Origin of the sequence: Pantoea allii, assembly GCF_002307475.1 — a bacterium.
In the GTDB taxonomy this organism is placed as follows: domain Bacteria; phylum Pseudomonadota; class Gammaproteobacteria; order Enterobacterales; family Enterobacteriaceae; genus Pantoea; species Pantoea allii.
On record NZ_NTMH01000035.1, the window covers coordinates 16,096 to 35,163 of the forward strand.

General features: G+C 55.9%; 16 protein-coding genes. 2 read left to right on the plus strand and 14 right to left on the minus strand.

The features are described 5' to 3' along the window. Positions 1-45: 45 nt before the first annotated feature. From deoD to CMR03_RS14385, 10 genes are all read right to left on the minus strand, one after another. Positions 46-759: a purine-nucleoside phosphorylase gene (gene deoD / locus CMR03_RS14340; RefSeq protein WP_063880893.1), complete on the minus strand. Its 714-nt coding sequence runs from the start codon at positions 757-759 to the stop codon at positions 46-48. Between the two features lie 33 nt (positions 760-792). Beyond that, positions 793-2,016 (minus strand): phosphopentomutase, encoded by a 1,224-nt coding sequence (deoB, locus tag CMR03_RS14345; protein WP_063880894.1) that lies wholly within the window; start codon positions 2,014-2,016, stop codon positions 793-795. 94 nt (positions 2,017-2,110) lie between these two features. Then, positions 2,111-3,439 (minus strand): thymidine phosphorylase, encoded by a 1,329-nt coding sequence (gene deoA / locus CMR03_RS14350; protein ID WP_096011841.1) that lies wholly within the window; start codon positions 3,437-3,439, stop codon positions 2,111-2,113. 59 nt (positions 3,440-3,498) lie between these two features. After that, positions 3,499-4,278 (minus strand): deoxyribose-phosphate aldolase, encoded by a 780-nt coding sequence (deoC, locus tag CMR03_RS14355; protein WP_096011842.1) that lies wholly within the window; start codon positions 4,276-4,278, stop codon positions 3,499-3,501. A 232-nt stretch (positions 4,279-4,510) separates the two neighbouring features. Next, entirely contained in the window at positions 4,511-5,284 is a 774-nt protein-coding gene (locus CMR03_RS14360; RefSeq protein WP_096011843.1) for a TatD family hydrolase, read from the minus strand. Next, positions 5,281-6,330 carry a patatin-like phospholipase family protein gene (locus CMR03_RS14365; RefSeq protein ID WP_063880898.1) on the minus strand — a complete coding sequence of 350 codons (1,050 nt, stop codon included), beginning with the start codon at positions 6,328-6,330 and terminating at the stop codon, positions 5,281-5,283. Before CMR03_RS14365 ends, CMR03_RS14360 begins: the two co-directional genes overlap by 4 nt. Positions 6,331-6,570: 240 nt before the next feature. Beyond that, positions 6,571-6,732 (minus strand): DUF1328 domain-containing protein, encoded by a 162-nt coding sequence (locus CMR03_RS14370; protein WP_003848537.1) that lies wholly within the window; start codon positions 6,730-6,732, stop codon positions 6,571-6,573. A 99-nt stretch (positions 6,733-6,831) separates the two neighbouring features. Beyond that, positions 6,832-7,446 carry a molecular chaperone OsmY gene (osmY, locus tag CMR03_RS14375; protein ID WP_063880899.1) on the minus strand — a complete coding sequence of 205 codons (615 nt, stop codon included), beginning with the start codon at positions 7,444-7,446 and terminating at the stop codon, positions 6,832-6,834. 256 nt (positions 7,447-7,702) lie between these two features. Next, a complete protein-coding gene (gene prfC, locus CMR03_RS14380; protein ID WP_063881256.1) occupies positions 7,703-9,289 on the minus strand; it encodes a peptide chain release factor 3 in 1,587 nt (528 codons plus the stop codon). A 355-nt stretch (positions 9,290-9,644) separates the two neighbouring features. Then, positions 9,645-10,244, minus strand: coding sequence for a pentapeptide repeat-containing protein (locus CMR03_RS14385; protein ID WP_063880900.1), 600 nt, complete (start codon positions 10,242-10,244; stop codon positions 9,645-9,647). Positions 10,245-10,688: 444 nt separating this feature from the next. Between CMR03_RS14385 and ftnA the strand changes: the two genes are divergently transcribed. Then, a complete protein-coding gene (gene ftnA, locus CMR03_RS14390) occupies positions 10,689-11,195 on the plus strand; it encodes a non-heme ferritin (RefSeq protein ID WP_063880901.1) in 507 nt (168 codons plus the stop codon). A 70-nt stretch (positions 11,196-11,265) separates the two neighbouring features. On the opposite strand, the gene CMR03_RS14395 is transcribed toward ftnA, so the two are convergent. Together CMR03_RS14395 and CMR03_RS14400 are read right to left on the minus strand one after the other, a co-directional pair. Further along, the gene (locus tag CMR03_RS14395; protein WP_096011844.1) at positions 11,266-13,629 is read right to left on the minus strand and encodes a glycoside hydrolase family 31 protein; all 2,364 of its coding nucleotides are present in this window, start codon (positions 13,627-13,629) and stop codon (positions 11,266-11,268) included. Positions 13,630-13,639: 10 nt separating this feature from the next. After that, positions 13,640-14,947: an MFS transporter gene (locus tag CMR03_RS14400; protein WP_063880903.1), complete on the minus strand. Its 1,308-nt coding sequence runs from the start codon at positions 14,945-14,947 to the stop codon at positions 13,640-13,642. Positions 14,948-15,167: 220 nt separating this feature from the next. Between CMR03_RS14400 and CMR03_RS14405 the strand changes: the two genes are divergently transcribed. After that, entirely contained in the window at positions 15,168-16,232 is a 1,065-nt protein-coding gene (locus CMR03_RS14405; RefSeq protein WP_063880904.1) for a LacI family DNA-binding transcriptional regulator, read from the plus strand. Positions 16,233-16,247: 15 nt separating this feature from the next. Here the strand turns inward: CMR03_RS14405 and CMR03_RS14410 are convergent, their stop codons facing one another. Both CMR03_RS14410 and CMR03_RS14415 read right to left on the minus strand, forming a co-directional pair. Further along, positions 16,248-17,336, minus strand: coding sequence for an MBL fold metallo-hydrolase (locus CMR03_RS14410; RefSeq protein WP_096011845.1), 1,089 nt, complete (start codon positions 17,334-17,336; stop codon positions 16,248-16,250). Beyond that, positions 17,324-19,066 (minus strand): ABC transporter permease, encoded by a 1,743-nt coding sequence (locus CMR03_RS14415; RefSeq protein WP_096011846.1) that lies wholly within the window; start codon positions 19,064-19,066, stop codon positions 17,324-17,326. Before CMR03_RS14415 ends, CMR03_RS14410 begins: the two co-directional genes overlap by 13 nt. Between the last annotated feature and the right edge of the window lie 2 nt (positions 19,067-19,068).

Consider the following 19,068-nt stretch of genomic DNA (forward strand, 5'->3'; position numbering starts at 1 on the left):
AACAGTACGCTGCCGGGTTAAGGATGACATTAATGACGTCGGGGTTTAATCACCCAGCAGTACTGATTCCAGCGCAATCTTGATCATGTCATTAAAGGTTGTCTGACGTTCTGCCGCGGTGGTCTGCTCATGGGTACGGATATGATCCGACACGGTGCAGATAGTCAGCGCTTTCGCACCAAACTCGGCGGCTACGCCGTAAATGCCTGCGGCTTCCATTTCAACGCCGAGAATGCCGTACTTCTCCATTACGTCAAACATCTGCGGATCGGGCGTGTAGAACAGGTCGGCAGAGAAGATATTCCCCACGCGCGCGTCGACGCCCAGATTTTTAGCCGCATCAACGGCGTTACGCACCATATCGAAGTCCGCAATCGCGGCAAAATCGTGATCTTTGAAGCGCATACGGTTGACTTTCGAGTCGGTAGACGCGCCCATGCCGATAACGATATCACGCAGTTTCACATCAGCACGCACGGCACCACAGGAACCCACACGGATAATTTTCTTCACGCCAAACTCGGTGATCAGCTCTTTCGTATAGATGGAGCAGGAGGGAATACCCATACCGTGGCCCATTACCGAGATTTTGCGGCCTTTGTAGGTGCCGGTATAACCCAGCATGCCGCGCACGTTATTCACCTCAACGGCATTTTCCAGAAAGGTTTCTGCAATGTGCTTCGCACGCAGCGGATCGCCCGGCATCAGTACGACGTCTGCGAAATCACCCATTTCTGCATTAATGTGAGGAGTTGCCATAATTCTCTATCCTTTTTAAAAATTTCGCTGTTTTTACAGCATGTTCTTGCCGTAGTCCATGGGGGACAGGTCAAAATAGTGCGCGATCGTCTGGCCGATATCGGCAAAGGTTTCACGATAGCCCAGCGATCCCGGCTCCACCTTCGGTCCGTAGATTAAGATCGGAATGTGCTCGCGCGTATGTTCAGTGCCCTGCCAGGTCGGATCGCAACCGTGATCCGCCGTGAGGATCAAAATATCATCCTCTTTGACCCATTCCATGAGCTCTGGCAAACGGCGATCGAACAGCTCCAGCCCGCCCGCGTAACCCGCAACGTCGCGGCGATGGCCCCAGGTGGAATCGAAGTCGACAAAGTTGGTGAACACAATCGCCTGATCCGGCGCAGTTTTCATTTCCTGAATGGTCGCATCAAACAGCGCGTCCAGCCCGGTGGCTTTCACTTTTTTCGTGATGCCCTGCTCGGCATAGATATCGGCAATTTTACCGACGGAAATCACATGACCGCCCTTTTCGTCCACCAGCTTTTTCAGCATGGTCGGCGATGGTGGCTCAACGGCCAAATCGTGGCGATTGCCTGTGCGCTCAAAGCTGCCTGCTTTGTCACCCACAAACGGACGGGCAATCACCCGGCCAATGTTATAGCCGCCTTCGGTCAGCTCTTCGCGGGCGATTTCACACAGTTCATACAGCCGCTCCAGCCCGAAGGTTTCTTCGTGGCAGGCGATCTGGAATACCGAGTCCGCCGAGGTATAGAAAATCGGCTTACCGGAAGCCATGTGCTCTTCGCCTAACTGGTCGAGGATCACCGTACCCGATGAGTGACAGTTACCGAGATAGCCCGGTAAACCGGCGCGTTCCACCAGTTTGTCCAGCAGTTCCTGCGGGAAGCTGTTCTGCTTATCACTGAAGTAACCCCAGTCAAACAGAACAGGCACACCGGCGATTTCCCAGTGGCCTGACGGCGTATCTTTGCCAGATGACAGTTCACGGGCGTAAGCATAAGCGCCCGTGATCTTAGCCTCAGGGTCCAGTCCCGGCGGAAAACGCCCGGTTGAAAGCGCTGCCGCTTTGCCCAGCCCCAGCGCGGTCAGATTTGGTAAGTGCAGCGGCCCTTTACGACCTTTATCTGCCTGACCGTTAAAACAGGCTTCTGCGATATGACCTAACGTATCTGAACCTGCATCACCGAATTTATCGGCATCTTTGCTGGCACCGATTCCAAAGGAATCCAGCACCATAATAAAAGCACGTTTCATGCCAGTCTCCTGCGCCAAAAGCGCGCGACAAGTCAAAAAAAAGCGATCAGATCAGTATACCCGAATCCTGTGCGGTATACAGTCGCTATCCGCGTCAACCCGCCTCAGTCACCCGGCGATACACGACGGGCGTTGCTGCTGGCGCGCTTTCACCCAGCGTGATGGCCGCTTTTACGGCGGCAGCGGCCTGCTGCCAGTGCGCTTCGCTGCTGGCATGAATAACGGCTAACGGACGGGAGGCATCCACCTGCTCACCCAGGGTAATCATGTCGCTCAACCCGACGCTGTAATCAATGGCATCGCTGGCGCGCTGGCGTCCACCGCCCATTGCTACCACCGCCATGCCCAGCGCGCGGGTATCCATATGGGTAACACAGCCCGCGCTGTCGGCATAAACCGCTTTGCTCATCGTCGGCGCAGGTAAATAGCTGTCGTAGCGCTCAACAAAATCGCTCGGGCCGTTTTGCGCCGCCACCATGCGGGCAAACACCTCTGCGGCCTTGCCGTTATCCAGCACCGTCATTAATTTTTCGCGTGCCTCAGCATCATTTTCTGCCAGTTTGCCGGAGATCAGCATTTCGCTGCACAGCGCCAGCGTCACTTCCAGCAGGCGCGGGTTACGCTGCGCACCGGTTAAGAAGCGCACCGCTTCACGCACTTCCAGCGCGTTACCGGCCGTGGAGGCCAGCACCTGATTCATATCTGTTAACAGCGCTGTGGTTCGGCAGCCCGCGCCGTTGGCCACGCCGACAATGGCCTGCGCCAGGTTTTCAGACGCCTCATAGGTCGGCATAAATGCCCCTGAGCCGACTTTGACATCCATCACCAATGCATCCAGGCCTTCGGCCAGCTTTTTCGCCAGGATCGAGGCGGTGATCAGCGGAATGGAATCCACGGTGGCCGTGATATCACGTGTGGCATAAAACCGTTTATCCGCCGGCGCCAGGGAGTTGGTCTGGCCGATAATCGCCACGCCAACCTGTTTAATGGTCTGGCGAAAGTGGTCATCACTGGGGAAAATATCAAAACCAGGAATCGCCTCCAGCTTATCTAAGGTGCCGCCGGTATGCCCCAGCCCGCGACCTGAGATCATCGGGATATAACCGCCACAGGCGGCCACCATCGGCCCCAGCATCAGCGACGTGACATCGCCGACGCCGCCCGTGGAATGCTTGTCGACCACCGGCCCGTTGAGGTTCAGGGATTTCCAGTTCAGCACGGTGCCTGAGTCACGCATCGCCATCGTCAGCGCCACCCGTTCGGCTAGCGACATATCGTGAAAATAAATGGTCATTGCCAGTGCGGCAATTTGTCCTTCGGAAACGCTGTTATCGCGCACGCCGTTAATGAAGAAACGAATCTCGTCTTCACTCAGCGCGTGGCCGTCACGTTTTTTTCGAATGATTTCTTGTGCGAGGTACAAAGTTGCCCCCTTACGTCAGGGAAAGAGGAGAAAAGGCGGCCGGATGCCGCCCAGAGATATCAGTAGCCTGACTGACGAGTATCGCTGCTGTGTCCAAGGGTGTTCAGCAGGCTTGCCAACAGGCTGGAGGCACCAAAACGGAAGTGGCGCGCATCAGCCCAGTCAGCGCCCAGCGTATCTTCTGCCAGTTGCAGATAGATGGCGGCATCTTCCGCCGTGCGCACACCACCGGCAGGTTTAAAACCGACCTGCGCTTTAACGCCTTTATCGCGGATCACGCTCATCATGATCTGCGCCACCTCTGGCGTCGCGTTTACCGCCACTTTACCGGTTGAGGTTTTGATAAAGTCAGCCCCGGCGTCAATGGCAATTTCTGAGGCCTGACGAATCAGCGCTTCCTGCTTCAGCTCGCCGGTTTCGATAATTACTTTCAGCAGAACATTGGCGTCAGCGCAGGCGGTTTTACACGCCTTGACCAAATCAAAACCCACCTGGGCATTGCCCGCCATCAGCGCGCGGTACGGGAAAACCACGTCCACTTCGTCGGCACCGTAAGCGATAGCCGCACGGGTTTCGGCCAGCGCAATCTCAATGTCGTCATTGCCGTGGGGGAAGTTGGTCACGGTGGCAATACGCACATCCGGGGTTCCCTGCTCACGCAGTGTTTTACGGGCAATGGGAATAAAACGCGGATAAATGCAGACGGCTGCGGTATTGCCCGCCGGGGATTTAGCCTGATGACACAGTGCAATCACTTTCTCATCGGTGTCATCTTCATTCAGGGTGGTTAAATCCATCAGTTTCAGCGCGCGCAGGGCCTGCTGTTTGATATCGGTCATAGCGATCTCCAGAACATGGGGTGAATCGTTGAATCACCCTTGCATGTGATAATAGTAACAATTCGGGGCCGGGTAATATGTGCCATACGTCACATCAAAGTATGAAACAACTGCAATATCTAACAAGAAAGTGGATTAATGCACGCTATCCGGCCGAGTCAACCCAGTATAAGCCAGCACTGAGAATGTTACTATTATAACATTTTGGTGAGAAAGGGGTAAACCGGCGGGATTACGGAAGAAGAAAAAGTCTGTGGCTGTTATGCCATAGCGCATCGGCGATCGTCTCGGGCGATTCGTCACGCAGTTCACACAACACCTGCCACACCTGAAAGGCACGCTCTGGCCGGTTAGGCTGTCCCTGAAAACCGTTGAGGGGCATATCCGGTGCATCGGTCTCCAGCAACAGCGAGGAGAGCGGTAGCTGCGCAATGGTCTGCCGGGTTTTACTGGCTCGGGGATAGGTAATGGTGCCGCCCACGCCAATCGCATAGCCGAGTTTGATAAACGCCTGTGCCTGTTGCAGGCTACCGGCAAAACCGTGAACCACACCGCGGCGCGGAAGATCGTGACGGCGCAGATGCAACGCCAGTTGATCGTGCGTGCGGCGCGAGTGCAGGATCACCGGCAGATCGTAACGTTTCGCCAGCTTCAGCTGCGCATCCAGAAAATATGTCTGCTGATCAAAATGGGGATCTTCACGATAACGATCCAGACCGATCTCACCGAGGGCGACCAGTTTAGCGGGCCGCTGTTGCAGCAACCTTTCAAGCTCAGCGAGGTGCGGCTCTTTATGATGTTCAATCACAATCGGATGCAGCCCCAGGGCAGCATAAAGGGCCTGATGCTCGCGGGCTAACTGGCAAACCAGGTCAAAGCGCCCGGCCTCTACCGACGGCACAATAATTTTTTCAACGCCCGCGTTCGCGGCCTGGCGCAGACTGGCGTCGACCTCATCCACGAACGGCGGAAAATCAAAGTGGCAGTGGGTATCCACAAACCTCATGCCAGCGAACCTTTACTGTAGGCATCATCGTTGCCTGCCAACGGCGTGATCACCGCCGCGCGCTCCGGTTCATTCGCCACCGGCGCTGATGGCAACACGATATCCAGCCCGGTTGCGGGTTCGGCATCGCTCAGCCACTGGCCAAGCGTGGCCATAAAATAGCGGCCACAGCGACGTCCAAGATGGTAGTCCTGATTGAGCGAAGCGACCCGGCTGCCCAGCGCGTTACTGGCTAAGGCGCGCGGCGGGAAGATTTCGATGATGCGTAAATCACCCGGTGGCTTCTCAATAAACTGCTGGGTTTCACGGTAGCTCTGCTCGTGATGATGCAGGATATTGATCATCGGCTGCAGCGCACTGCCGTTGAACCAGCGCTCCATGCGCGTCATCCAGCGCGGCGTGTCAAACATCTGCGAGGGCACGGTGCGGATCACCACAATGGTATCCGCGCCGCGTTTTGCGGCCTCCCGGACGGGAATCGCGTCACTGACGCCGCCATCCAGATAGCTTATTCCTTCCAGATCCACGCCCAGCCGATAAAAGCCCGGAATCGCACTGGAAGCTTTAATAATTTCCAGCCAGTTATCGCTGGTGGGCGCAAAATAACTGGGCGCATAGTCATCACTGCGACAGGCACACATATAGAATTCGCGCCCGTTCGCAAACAGCGTTTCGGCACTGCTCATCGCCAGGGGAAATTCACTTCGGGTAATATCGATCAACCAGTCGAGGTCAATAAGATTGCCCCCGCGTAAGAAACGTAGCGGATCGAAAAACAGCTTGCTGGTGGTATAGCGCGTAATGACCCGACGTGCGTAGCCCGGCTGTGCACACACAAAGGCAGACAGGTTCTGTGCCCCGGCTGAGGTGCCAAGCAGTAACTGGAAGGGGTTGAATTTAGCCCGCTGAAACTCATCTAAAACGCCAGCGGTAAAGATGCCGCGTTGACCGCCGCCCTCGCAGACTAAGGCGATTTTCCTGGCTTTAAAAGGTGTGAGAGCAAGGGGTTCAATCGCCCCCAGCGTCACGGGAATACGTATACCCAATGTACCGACCTCAGATTGGGTTCCCGATAGACAAATGTAGGGAATGCAGGGAGTAGAATTGTGGATCGATACTAGCACGGAGAACCAGCTATGGTGTCCATAAATTGTGCTATTGGCGTTGCGCCGTTTAACACATCGTTGCGAATATGAAGCATCCTTTGCTTCACAATAACATTCGCTACAAATAACTGGTCTCCGTTTAATACTGGCTACGCCAGCATTAAACTGTCTGGGTCATCGCTATAGCTTTTTACGGCCAGTGAACAAGCTGATGAGGAACAGAATAATACCCACCACGAAGACCACTTTAGCAGCCCAGGCTGCGGTACCGGCCAGGCCACCAAAACCTAATGCAGCAGCGATCAGTGCAATCACCAGAAAAATAATGCCCCAACGAAACATAAGCCTCTCCTTCACCATTTAATATTGAACTGCTTGTTTCATCCCAACGATGGGTATTTTTATCAGTGCGGCCTCGCGAGGAAGCCGCACCGGGTCGTGTTAAGACTTGACCTTCAGGTCATTTTTAACACTTTTAACGCCTTCGATAGCTTTAGCGATGCTCTCAGCACGGTCAGACTGTGCCTGGTTCGCCACTTCACCTGAGAGCTGAACCACACCATCGGTGGTTTCAACTTTCACGTTACGTGAAGGAACCATGTCATCAGCTAATAGCTTAGCTTTAATTTCGCTGGTTGTAGCAGCGTCACCGGCATAACCTTTCATTGACTGGTTTTTTGCGTCTTTCACGTGCAGTTTGTCGCTGACGGATTTCACGCCTTCCACTTTTTTCACCACGGCCACGGCTTTTTCAGCCTGGTCTTGTGAGGTGACAAAACCGCTCAGCGTCACCACGCCTTTATGGGTTTTGACAGAAATGTCGGTGCTTTTGATGGAGTCGTCATCAACCAGGGCCGCTTTCGCTTTGGCGGTCACGGCGCTGTCATCCATAAAGCCGCCCACTGATTTCATTGAGCTGTCGATTTTAGAACCGGCGCTGTCAGCCGTCTGTGACGCTTTCTGAGACGCGGATTCCTCTGCAAATGCGCTTCCGCTCAGCAGAGCAGTACCGATCATCGCAGCCATCAATGTTTTAGTAATCTTCGTTGTGTGCATCGATATCATCCTTCTATCTGTTAACTCGCCCAAAACTGTGGGCGCAAGAGCAGCAAACAGTGCTGCTGCGGCACTGGACGCAGGGAGAAATAAGTCTCTTTAACCGTCCGATGAAGTAATCATAGTCGGGATTTAGAGATTTGCTTGGGTAACTGGTTGATCGTGCGTCAAAAGCGAGGAAAAAGCGTGTTTTAGGAGGGTTCTGTATCGGTTAAAACAGGGCCATCCCGCGCTGGAATGGCCCTGCAGGCGCGGATTAATGTTCGCGGGTTTTGCGGAACGTCACATCAGGATAACGTTCCTGCGTAATGTTCAGATTCACCATGGTCGGCGCGATATAGGTCAGGTTATCCCCGCCATCCAGCGCGAGGTTAACCTCGTTTTTACGCTGGAAATCTTCAAATTTTTTGGCGTCACTGCACTCGACCCAACGCGCCGTAGAGACGTTAATCGCCTCATAGATGGCTTCAACGTTGTACTCGCTTTTCAGACGCGCAACGACCACGTCAAACTGCAGTACACCCACGGCGCCCACAATCAGGTCATTGTTATGCACCGGGCGGAACACCTGCACCGCGCCCTCTTCCGACAGCTGTACCAGCCCTTTCAGCAGCTGCTTTTGCTTCAACGGATCGCGCAGGCGGATACGGCGGAACAGTTCTGGGGCGAAGTTCGGAATCCCGGTGAACTTCATGTTCTCACCCTGAGTAAAGGTGTCGCCAATCTGAATGGTGCCGTGGTTGTGCAGGCCGATAATATCGCCCGGATAGGCTTCTTCCACATGCGAACGGTCGCCTGCCATAAAGGTCAGGGCATCAGAAATCACCACGTCTTTGCCGGTGCGCACCTGGCGCAGCTTCATGCCTTTTTCATAGCGGCCGGAAACCACGCGCATAAACGCCACCCGGTCACGGTGTTTAGGGTCCATGTTGGCCTGAATCTTAAACACGAAGCCGGTGAATTTCTCTTCTTTGGCTTCAACCTTGCGGGTATCGGTATCGCGCGGCATGGGACGTGGCGCCCACGCCACCAGGCCATCCAGCATATGATCAACGCCGAAGTTACCCAGCGCGGTTCCAAAGAACACCGGAGAGAGCTGACCGCTGAGGAATGCCTCTTCATCAAATTCGTTTGAAGCACCCTGCACCAGCTCCAGCTCGTCACGCAACTGAGCGGCCAGCTCTTCGCCTACCGCCGCGTCGAGTTCCGGGTTATCCAGGCCTTTGACGGTGCGGACTTCCTGAATGGTGTGCCCTTTACCGGTCTGATAGAGATAGGTTTCATCTTTATAAAGGTGATAAACCCCTTTAAACAACTTACCGCAGCCTATCGGCCAGGTGATGGGCGCACAGGCAATTTTTAACTCGCTTTCCACTTCATCCAGCACTTCCATCGGATCGCGGATGTCACGGTCGAGTTTGTTCATAAAGGTGAGGATGGGCGTATCACGCAGGCGGGTGACTTCCATCAGCTTGCGGGTACGATCTTCAACGCCTTTTGCCGCATCGATCACCATCAGACAGCAGTCAACGGCAGTCAGCGTACGGTAGGTATCTTCAGAAAAGTCTTCGTGCCCCGGCGTATCCAGCAGGTTTACCAGGCTGTCACGATAGGGAAACTGCATAACCGACGTCGTAATCGAAATACCACGCTGCTTTTCCATCTCCATCCAGTCAGACTTAGCATGCTGGTTAGAGCCACGGCCTTTTACCGTTCCGGCGGTCTGAATCGCCTGTCCGAACAGCAGGACTTTTTCGGTAATGGTGGTTTTACCGGCATCCGGGTGCGAGATAATTGCGAAGGTGCGGCGGCGTGCCACCTCTTCTAAAAAGGGATTAGACATGAGTGAATTCTTCTCAACGTAGCCACGCACTAACAGGCGCAGCAGATAAATCACGGTGGCCGGCAGAACCTTACCGGCAGGTAAACGGTGCCAAATGCGACTTTATGTCGTCGCGGGGTGAGCGCAAAGTTACATTGGCGTGCTTCCGGTTACCTGGTCAACTTTAAGGCGGCATAGCATACAATATTTTGTGCTAATGGCCTACAGCGTACCGAAGAGAAAGTCACGTCCGCCTGAAACACCGCTCAGCGAGGCTTAGTACAGATGCGGCGGCCAGTGCGCGCGGCGCAGTCATCCCGCCGCCAGCCGCGGCTGTGAAAGTGAAAACCCTCACGTCACTGCGGCCCGGTGCCGGTTAATCCACCAATTCAATCCCTAAGCTTTCCAGCAGAGACACCGCCTCAAGGCGCGAAAATTTGGCTTTAGTGACCGTATTGTTTAAGACATCAATGCTGTAATTCCATGCGTCAGTAAAATCTGCGCCCCGCAACAGCGTATGATTGAATAAGCTGCCTGTCAGCTCCGATCCGCTGAACGTTGCGCCAGTCAGATCGCACTCTCTGAAGTCAACCTCCGCCACTCTGCACGCCTCCATTTTTAGCCCCTGGAGCTTAAGGCCATAAAAGGATGCGCTGGTCAGCATGCAGTTCACAAAATACAGCTCATGATCCAGATGAAAATCAGGCCAGTAGGCTTTTGTCCAGTCGATGCCGGTCAGCTTGCACTCCGTGAACTGCAGGCCATAAAAGCGGGTATTCGGCGCATCCAACAGGCTCAGATTACAGTGACTGAAAGTGCAGTTAATGAACTTACAGGCGGTAAACTGCGCAGAGGTGAAGTTGACGTTACTAAAGTCGCAGTCTTCAAAATGGGTTTCAGCGATGGTCAGACCGGTGAAATCCTCTTTTGAAAAATGGGTATCATAAAATTCAGCGTGACTGTCGATACGTTGCATATTCACCCTTATCGGTTAACGGTGGCATTTTACCAAAAGCTTATGCGATTTTTTCGCGACGGAACCTTCTCACGATCACCCTTCACATTTTGCCTCATGAACCGCCATCGAATATGTCTGTTCAGCGTGGCGGGCAAAAAAATGCGCGGTCCGATCGCACACCTGATTTTCCTCTGTCGACTCCCCAGGCCGCATACAGACTGCGCCTCAGCCGTCCGCAACATCGCAGAGGATCGGCGCACGCCCCGCCTGGCTAACATTCAGGGAGAAAATTGACCGCGCGAAAAGCAGACCACAATGATAATCGCTCGCATTCAACAGTTGAAATAATTCTTTTTAAATCAATCAGATAAATTGCAACTTTTTCAACAAAAGGCTTCCCATTCGTTACCAGACTGTTGCATAATTCACCACTAATTTAATGACAATCAAAAGGACGCGGCCATGCTGACTGCTGAAATGACTGGACGTTTAAACGACCAGCTGAACCTGGAATTCTTCTCCGCCAATCTCTATTTACAAATGAGTGCGTGGTGCAGCGATAAAGGCTACGAGGGCGCAGCGTCCTTCCTGAAAATGCATTCGCGTGAAGAGATGCAACACATGCAGCGCCTGTTCGACTATCTGAGTGATACAGGTGGTATGCCGGTGCTGGGCAGCATTGCTGCACCGCCCGTTGCTTACAATTCGCTGAACGAAGTGTTGATTCAGGCGCTGGATCACGAAAAGCTGATCACCAGCAAAATCAACGAACTGGCGCACTCTGCCATGACGACGCAGGACTATTCAACCTTCAACTTCCTGCAGTGGTATGTTGCAGAACAGCATGAAGAAGAGAAACTGTTTAAAACCGTGCTGGATAAACTGGCGATGGTGGGCGACAGCGGTAACGGTCTGTTCCTGGTCGATAAAGACCTTGGACGCATGAGCACCGAAAACCACTCAGCCTGAAAATAAACCGGCCCACGCAGGTGGGCCGGTTATCAGGATTGCGGATAACGACAGCCTGATGCGCTATCGCTTACGCCAGCCGATAACATGACGTCCTTTCACCGTTGATCCACAGCGAACGCTGCTCACCCGGCGGCAACATAATCGCTATCTCACGCCACGCCGGCAGATAATCGCCGCGCTTTTCAATGGTCAGATCCAGCCGTGACGCGCTACTGGTTAAAGACCAGTTCAACCATAACGCATTGCCTTTCTGCCAACCGTGGGTTTCGCCGTCGTCATCGAACACCTCACCCTGGGTGGTGGCATCGCCCGGCGCAGGCCAAATCTGCAGCTCACGCACGTTATCACGTTGCGCATCGGTGGTGGTTTCGCACTGTCCCAGTGGGAGTGCGGCCCCGGCACGGACCAGCAACGGCAACCGATCCAGCGGTGCATCCAGCGTCACGGTTTGTCCGCCCGCCAGCCAGTTGCCGGTGTGCCAGTCATACCAGCCGTGGGTATTTTCCGGCAGATAAACCTGGCGCTGGCGTGCGCCCTGCTCCACCACGCTGGCCACCAGCAGATCGCGTCCCAGCATAAAATCATCGCACTCGTCGTACGTACGGGGATCGTCCTCATGATCGAGGAAGGTCGGCCTCAGCATGGGTTCATCCTGCTCGCTGGCCTGCCAGGCAAGCGTATACAGATAAGGCATCAGACGATAACGCAGGCGGATCGCCTCGCGGATCATCGGTGTGGCTTCCGGATACATCCAGGGCTCGTTCACCGTATGATCGTCATTCCAGGAGTGAATGGTAAACCGTGGGTGCATCACGCCATTCTGCACCCAGCGCACAAACAGCTCCGGATCGGGTTTATCCCCGGCAAAGCCGCCCACATCGTGCCCCACGTTAAACAGGCCTGACAGGCTCATCCCTAATCCCATGCGGATGTTGTAGCGCAGGGTTTGCCAGTTTGTCCGGTTGTCGCCGCTCCAGGTCTGCACATAGCGCTGCATCCCTGCACAGCCAGAGCGCGAGATCAGATACGGCCGCTTCTCCGGGGCAAAGCGCTGCTGAGCTTCCATCGAGGCCCGCATCATCATTAGCGGCATCACCGGACGAATATGCTTGATGGCGATGGGCTGACCAAAGCCATAGCAGCGCGCTTCGCCGTCCCAGACTTCATATTCGTTATTGTCGTTCCAGGTTGAATCGATGCCTTTTTTCAGCAACTGCTCAGTGACGTTTTGTTGCCACCACGCCACGGTTTGTGGGTGGGTAAAATCCAGATGCGAGCCTTCGTCATCCCAGAACACCGAGCGTTCAGGCCGGTCATGTTCCGAATCGCGGATAAACAGTCCCTGGTCCGCCACTTCTTTGTAACGTGGATGATCCTGCAGCAGACAAGGCTTGATATTGGCTGCCAGCTTCATCCCGGCCTGATGGAAAGAAGCGCTCATCCCCTCCGGGTTCGGCACCTTGTCGTAGTTCCAGTTAAACACGTAGCGCTTGTTGTTAATGGAGGTGTAACCCGACGACAGCTGAAACGAATCGCAGGGAATTTCATGCTCGCGGCACAGCTGGATAAAGGACAGGAGTTGCTGCTGCGCATCTGGCGCATCCGTGTAGTGCATGGTGGAACCGCTATAGCCCAGACTCCACTTCGGCTGAAACAGGGTACGACCGGTAAGGCGAACAAAGGCCTTGGTGACGTCCAGCAGCGTCGGACCCAGCATCATGTAGTAATCCAGATCGCCCGCCTCCGCACGGTAGCGACGATAAGGCAGATGGTAATTATCTAACTCATTGCCCAGATCCAGCCAGCTGCTGCTGAGGTTATCGTAAAACAGGCCAAAGCTGACGCCGTCACGCTGGGTCAGCGTGAAGGGAATATGCTTGTAGAGCGGATCGGTACTGGCCGCGTTATAGCCCATGGCGTCCAGGTTACGCATCTCATAACGACGGTTAACCCGGTTGAGGTCGCCACTTTTTTCACCCAGGCCGTAAACCCGATCCTGCGGCTGGCGGCGCTGATAATGTTCCACGCCATCGCCATGCATGTTCAGCAGGTAAGCCCCGGTATGGCGATCGACCGCCAGCGGTTGCCAGCCAGTGCCGTCAAAATGTTCCCAACTGAGGCACAGCGGATAATGCACGGTGACGCGCAGCCGGTCAGTGGCCAGACGGATTTGCTGCGCCTCCTGCTCAACGGTAAAGGCGGGCAGCGTAAAGCCTTCTAACGATTCGCGATCGCGTCCCTCCCATGGCACATCCTCCTGGGGAGCAATGCTCCAGGTGCGGTTGAGCGCCAGCTCTCCATCGCGTTTCAGCAGCACGCGCATCAGGCCATTTTCTAATACGTAAATACGTAAAAAGTGACGTTGCTCGACTTTCAGTTCGACGAAATTCGCCGCCTGGTGATGAAGCGTCCATGTCTTAAGCGTTTTCATCAGGTTACCCTCAATTTTTAGCAGTACGTTGGCGGCGTTCGGCGATAAACATCACCAGGAAAACCGCGCCAATCAGGTCAAAAAAGCCCATGGCAATAAACAGGGGATTAAAGCCAATGGTGTCGGCCGTGACGCCGATAATCAGCGAGAAAATAAAGCTGGCGATCCAGGCACAGGAGCCGCGCATCCCGTTAACCGTTGCCATCTGGCGGCGATCAAAACGCTCGACCACCAGCGCACTCAACATGCAGGAGATCACCTGGTGACCGAACCCGCCGATGGAGATCAGGGCGATGGCCAGATAGGGATCTTTAACCAGCGTCATTAGTGCCAGAGAGATCATCAGGGCAGCCCCGGTCACAGAACTGGCAACGATAGAGTTGACGCGGGAGCAGCCAAACCAGCGCACATAGAGTTTGGTCAGATAACCACTGGCGATGCTGCCCAGATCCGCAGCCAGGAAGGGTAGCCAGGCAAACATCACGATCTGTTTCAGATCCATGCCGCGTTCGTTGGCCAGGTAGAGCGGCACCCAGAAGCTCAGTACCGCCCATGCGGGTTCAGCCAGAAAGGCCGGAATGGCAATACCGTAAAATTTCTTCTCTTTACCAATCTCTTTCATGGCGGTGAAAAACGGCAGCTTTTCGCCGATGACTTCTTTGTCCTGGGTGATAAACGCCCGTTCTTCCTCCGACAGACGCGGATGATGTTCAGGTGAGTGATAACCCCACCACCAGAGCGCGACCCAGATCAGGCCCAGCCCACCGGTCAGCAGAAATGCGCCCTGCCAGCCAAACGAGATATGCGCGACATAAATAATGGGCGGTGCCAGCATCGCGCCAATGGAGAACCCCACGCCAGCCCAGCCTGCTGCTACCGGTCGTTCCTTTTTCGGAAACCATTCCCCAATGGCTTTGGCATTCGCAGGCGTGGCTGCGGCCTCGGATGCCCCCATCACAAAGCGCAGCAGCGCCAGATGCAGCCAGCTTCCGGCTCCGGCGTGCAGCAGACAGGTAATGGACCAGATAACGGCGCAGATTAAAAAGCCCATCTTCAGGCCGATAATATCGATCAACCAACCGCAAAGAGGCTGAAACAGCGTATAGGCCAGCTGAAAGGCGGCTACCACCCAGGAATATTGCTCCGTAGTCATATTCAGGGTGTTTTTCAGTTCGGGGGCCAAAATGCCCAGGGAGTTACGGGTGATGTAGTTCACCGTCACGCCCAGCAGGAACATCCCCAGCATCCACCAGCGCAGATTTTTAATAACCCGCACCGTGCGCGATGCGCTGGTGCGGGTGGTCGAGTCGAGACTCATGATGAAACTCCTGTAGCCAGTAATAACCGCGTTGCCGCGAAGCAAACCTTTTTGTCTGATCCGACCTTAAAAAAGCGCAAAACGTGGGTACAGCCCATTTTTTGCAACTCTTTTCATGACACTATCTGGAAATAACAAAAAACCCCTCTCAGACCAGTAGGGACACGATTCAGCACGTTATGAAAATTTTTTCATTTGCAGATTTGAGGGCGATCACAGAATGAAACAAAGCTTAAAAGTGAGCGAGATTGCCGCCCTGAGCGGCGTGTCAGTCAGCACGGTTTCTCGCGTCCTGGCCGGGAAAGCCAATATCCGCACCGCCACGCGCGATAAAGTCCTGCGCATTGCCCAACAGCAAGGCGTACTGGACAACCTTCATCATGGGCGGCTGCTGCTTAACGATCTGATGGTGTTTGCACCGCCGCGCGCGTTTGATATCCGCACGGATATCTTTTATTACAAGGTGATCCAGGGCATCAGCGAGGCCGTCAAACCGCACGATGTCCGGTTGCGCTACTGCCCGCTGGAAGAGGTGGAAAGCGATGCCGCCCTGTTTATCGACAAGATGCAGCAGACGGAGGCGGCGCTGTTAATCGGTATCGACGACGAGCACATCCATCAGTTGGCAGCCGAAATGAATAAGCCCTGCGTGCTGATCAATGCCCGCGATCGCCGAATGCGGCTGCCCTCGGTATCGCCCGATCATCAGCTCATTGGGGAGTTTTCGGCGCGCTATTTGTTTGAACAGGGTCACCGGCAAATTCTGTCGCTGCACTGCCTGCGGCGTTACACCATGGAGCAGCGGCTGCAGGGAGTGCGCGATGCCTGGCATGCCATGAATCTGCGCTTCGACAGCCGCCAGCACCTGATTACGCTCAACAGCTTTAGCAGCAGCGAAGCCAGCGCCTGTCTGGGTGAATATCTGCGTCATTGTCCTCAGGCACAGCGGCCCACGGCGATTCTGGCAAGTGGGGATTATATTGCGGCGGGAACCGTGCAGGCATTACAACAGGCCGGCCTGCGGGTGCCGCAGGATGTGTCCGTCATGAGCATGGATGGTTTTAATCTGGCGACCGTACAGGAGATTCCGTTAACCTCGGTGCAGGTGCCGCGGGATGAGCTGGGAGAAGCCGCGGTCAAAGTCCTTCAGGCCCTGCGTTTAGACCCGGACCTGCCACCCGGCAATCTGCTGCTGAACGGCAAGCTGGTGGTACGCGACTCTGTCCGCCGCATCCGGGATAATCCGGGCCATGCCTCGGTGCAGCAACACGGGCTTTACAGCTGAGGAGGCATCGCGCGCTCAGGCAAAGCTTTCCCAGCGGGATGACAGCGTGAAATGACGCTGCCAGTTCAGCGTCGCGGGCGTTCGGGCGATTAACTGCTGACACAATGCCGGCTCGACAAAAGCGGGGATCACCTGTTCCGCCCCGCTGTGTTGGATCAGCGCCAGTTGATCGTCCAGTGGTGGGTGAACATTCCAGGGTAGCCACTGCGCCAACCCGTTTTGCAGCATCTCGAAGGCCCGCGTGCCGCGTGCCACATGGCTACTAAAAATCAGATTGAATTCGGGTCGCTGGCTCAGCGTGGCAGCCAGGCCACTGTCTGCCACCGCATCGGCTGCGACAATAATGCTGTCAGGCCGCCATTGCGTTGGCGTCGGCTCGCGCAGTAGCGGCAGTAACGCCAGCGCGGTAGCGGCAGGTAATGTATTTTGCGCCAGCAGCTGTGACACTTCCTCACGTACCTGCGGGCAAAGTACGACAGATAAACCCTGGCTACGCAGCCATAATGCCATCTCCGGGCCTCTGCCATGCAACGGCGCCGTGACCACCGCGCCTTTTCGCGCTGCCTGCACCAGGGCATCAACCTGCTGATCCAGACGCTGATTGCGGTCGCCGTAGGATGCATCGGTAATCAGCCAGCGCGCCCGTGGCGGCCGGTCAAAAGGCAGCAGCAGCGACTCACAGCTCCAGTCTCCCATATAGGTAATCCCGCCCGCGACCGGCAGATGAAACCAGACGGAGCCGGGCGAGTGCCCGCTCCGGCCGGTAAACAGGTTAAGCGGCCCCATCGCGCACTGCCCGTGCAACGGCAGAGAATGCCGCCAGCGGGCGGGCACCGGGCAAGCAGCCAACTGCTGCCAGGTCAGCTCCGTAGCATAAACCGGCGGCGATCCCAGCTGTTGCCAGCTGTCGAGCGCACCGGCATGGTCGCCGTGGGAGTGGGTAAGGCAAATCGCATCAACCTGGCCTGTCTTAGTCAGATCAGGCTTTACGCCCGGTTCAGGCCCTGCGCCCAGGTCCCACAACAGGCGATATCCCTGAATCTCAAGCAGGAAAGCGGCGGGCAATTTACCGCCCACGCCGCTCACCACCGTCAGGCTTGCCATGGCAATACTCCTTGCGGCAGGCGGCGCGTCAGACGCGTTGCCAGCAGCATTAAGGTCAGAACAACCAGAATCATCAGGCATCCCACGGCGGCAGCCAGCGGGGCGGAACCGCCTTCATCGAGAAAGATGATGGTAGGCCCCAGGGTTTGTGTGTCAGACGTCACCAGCAGTACCGATACCTGAATTTCATTTAACGCGGTCAGAAACACCAACAGGCTTCCCGCCAGCGCCGACGGTGCCGCCAGCGGCAGTAAAATATCGCGCATACGACGCATAAAACCAGCCCCGCACAGACGGGCGGCTTCATCCAGCGACGGCTCAATTTGTGCGAAGCCTGCCAGCGTGGGCCGCAAGACTAAAGCCAGAAAGTTGGACAGATAGGCAGCAAGAATGATCCAGACCGTGCCGTAAATCGACACCTCCAGCAGCGGAAGCGGCGGCAGAAAGAACAGTATGGCCGCCACGCCTGTCACAATGCCGGGCAGCGCGTACGTCAGTTCACTGGCAAACCACAGGCCGCGAACCAGTCGGGTGCGCTGCCAGCTCAGGAAAAAAGCCAGAAACAACGCCATGGTGGTCAGGATCAGCGTCGCCAGGGAGGTCAGCCACAGGCTGGTCGCGAAAGCATGACGGATTGCAGGATAGCCCCACAGCGCCTGATAAATGTTCTCCAGCGTCAGGGTTTGCCACGTTAAGGCCTGACCAAAACCCCGCGTCAGCGCCGTGGTCAGCAGCGCGCTGACGGGCATGATAAGCGTGGCGGCCATCCACAGCCAGGCCATGACTTCCATGGGCAAGCGAGCGCCTTTTAGCGGTTGATGGAACGGGCGCGGCGAGCCACTGACCCGGACATCCTGCCGACCGCCCAGCCACGCGCTTAGCATCATGCCGGTCAGCGTGATCAGCGCAATCAGCAAGGAATAGACGGCGGTATCCGGCAACGCGCTGGGGCCGATGGCGTTGAGCTGTTGATAGACCAGGGTAATTAAGGTCGGTAATCGCGCCGGAATGCCCAGCATCGCCTGAATACCAAAATTACCGACGGCCGCCACAAATGCCAGCGCCGCCCCGGCAAAAATGGCGGGGCGCGCCAGCGGCAGAATGATGGTACGCAGGATTTGCCCGTGCGACGCACCGCTGATCTGCGCCGCCTCCACCAGTTCGGCGGGTAAACGCCGAAGGCCGGCTCGTACCGTCAGAAACACCAGCGGCGCATTGTGCAAACCCAGCAGCAGCACGATTCCGCCCCACGAACAGAGCGGCTGCTCACCCGGCGCAAACCAGGGTAAACCCAGCCGCTGAAACAGCGATGCCAGCAGGCTACCCGGTGCCAGTGCCTGGAGCCAGGCGAGCGCCGTCACCTGCGGCGGAATCATTAACGGTAAGATAAACGCAAAGACCCAGGCCGCTTTGGCGCGCATATCGCTCAGCGCGACCAGCCAGGCGGCAAATGTACCGAGCAGCAGCGACAGCAGGGTGGCACTCAGCCCGACGCTTAAGGTATTTAGCGTGGCGCTGAGAACCCGACGGCTGACCAGCAACTGCGTCAGCCGGGCCAGATCCGGCACGCCCTGCGGCGCCACCGCTGTCCAGATCAGCCGCCCAAAGGGCGCGACGGAGAGCAGTCCGATCGTCAGCACCAGCAGCCCCAGCACCCACGGCTCGGCGCGAAAACGCCAGCGTGCGGGCTGCAAACGGCGGGGCCGACAGTCGTTACTCAGCACGCTCATGT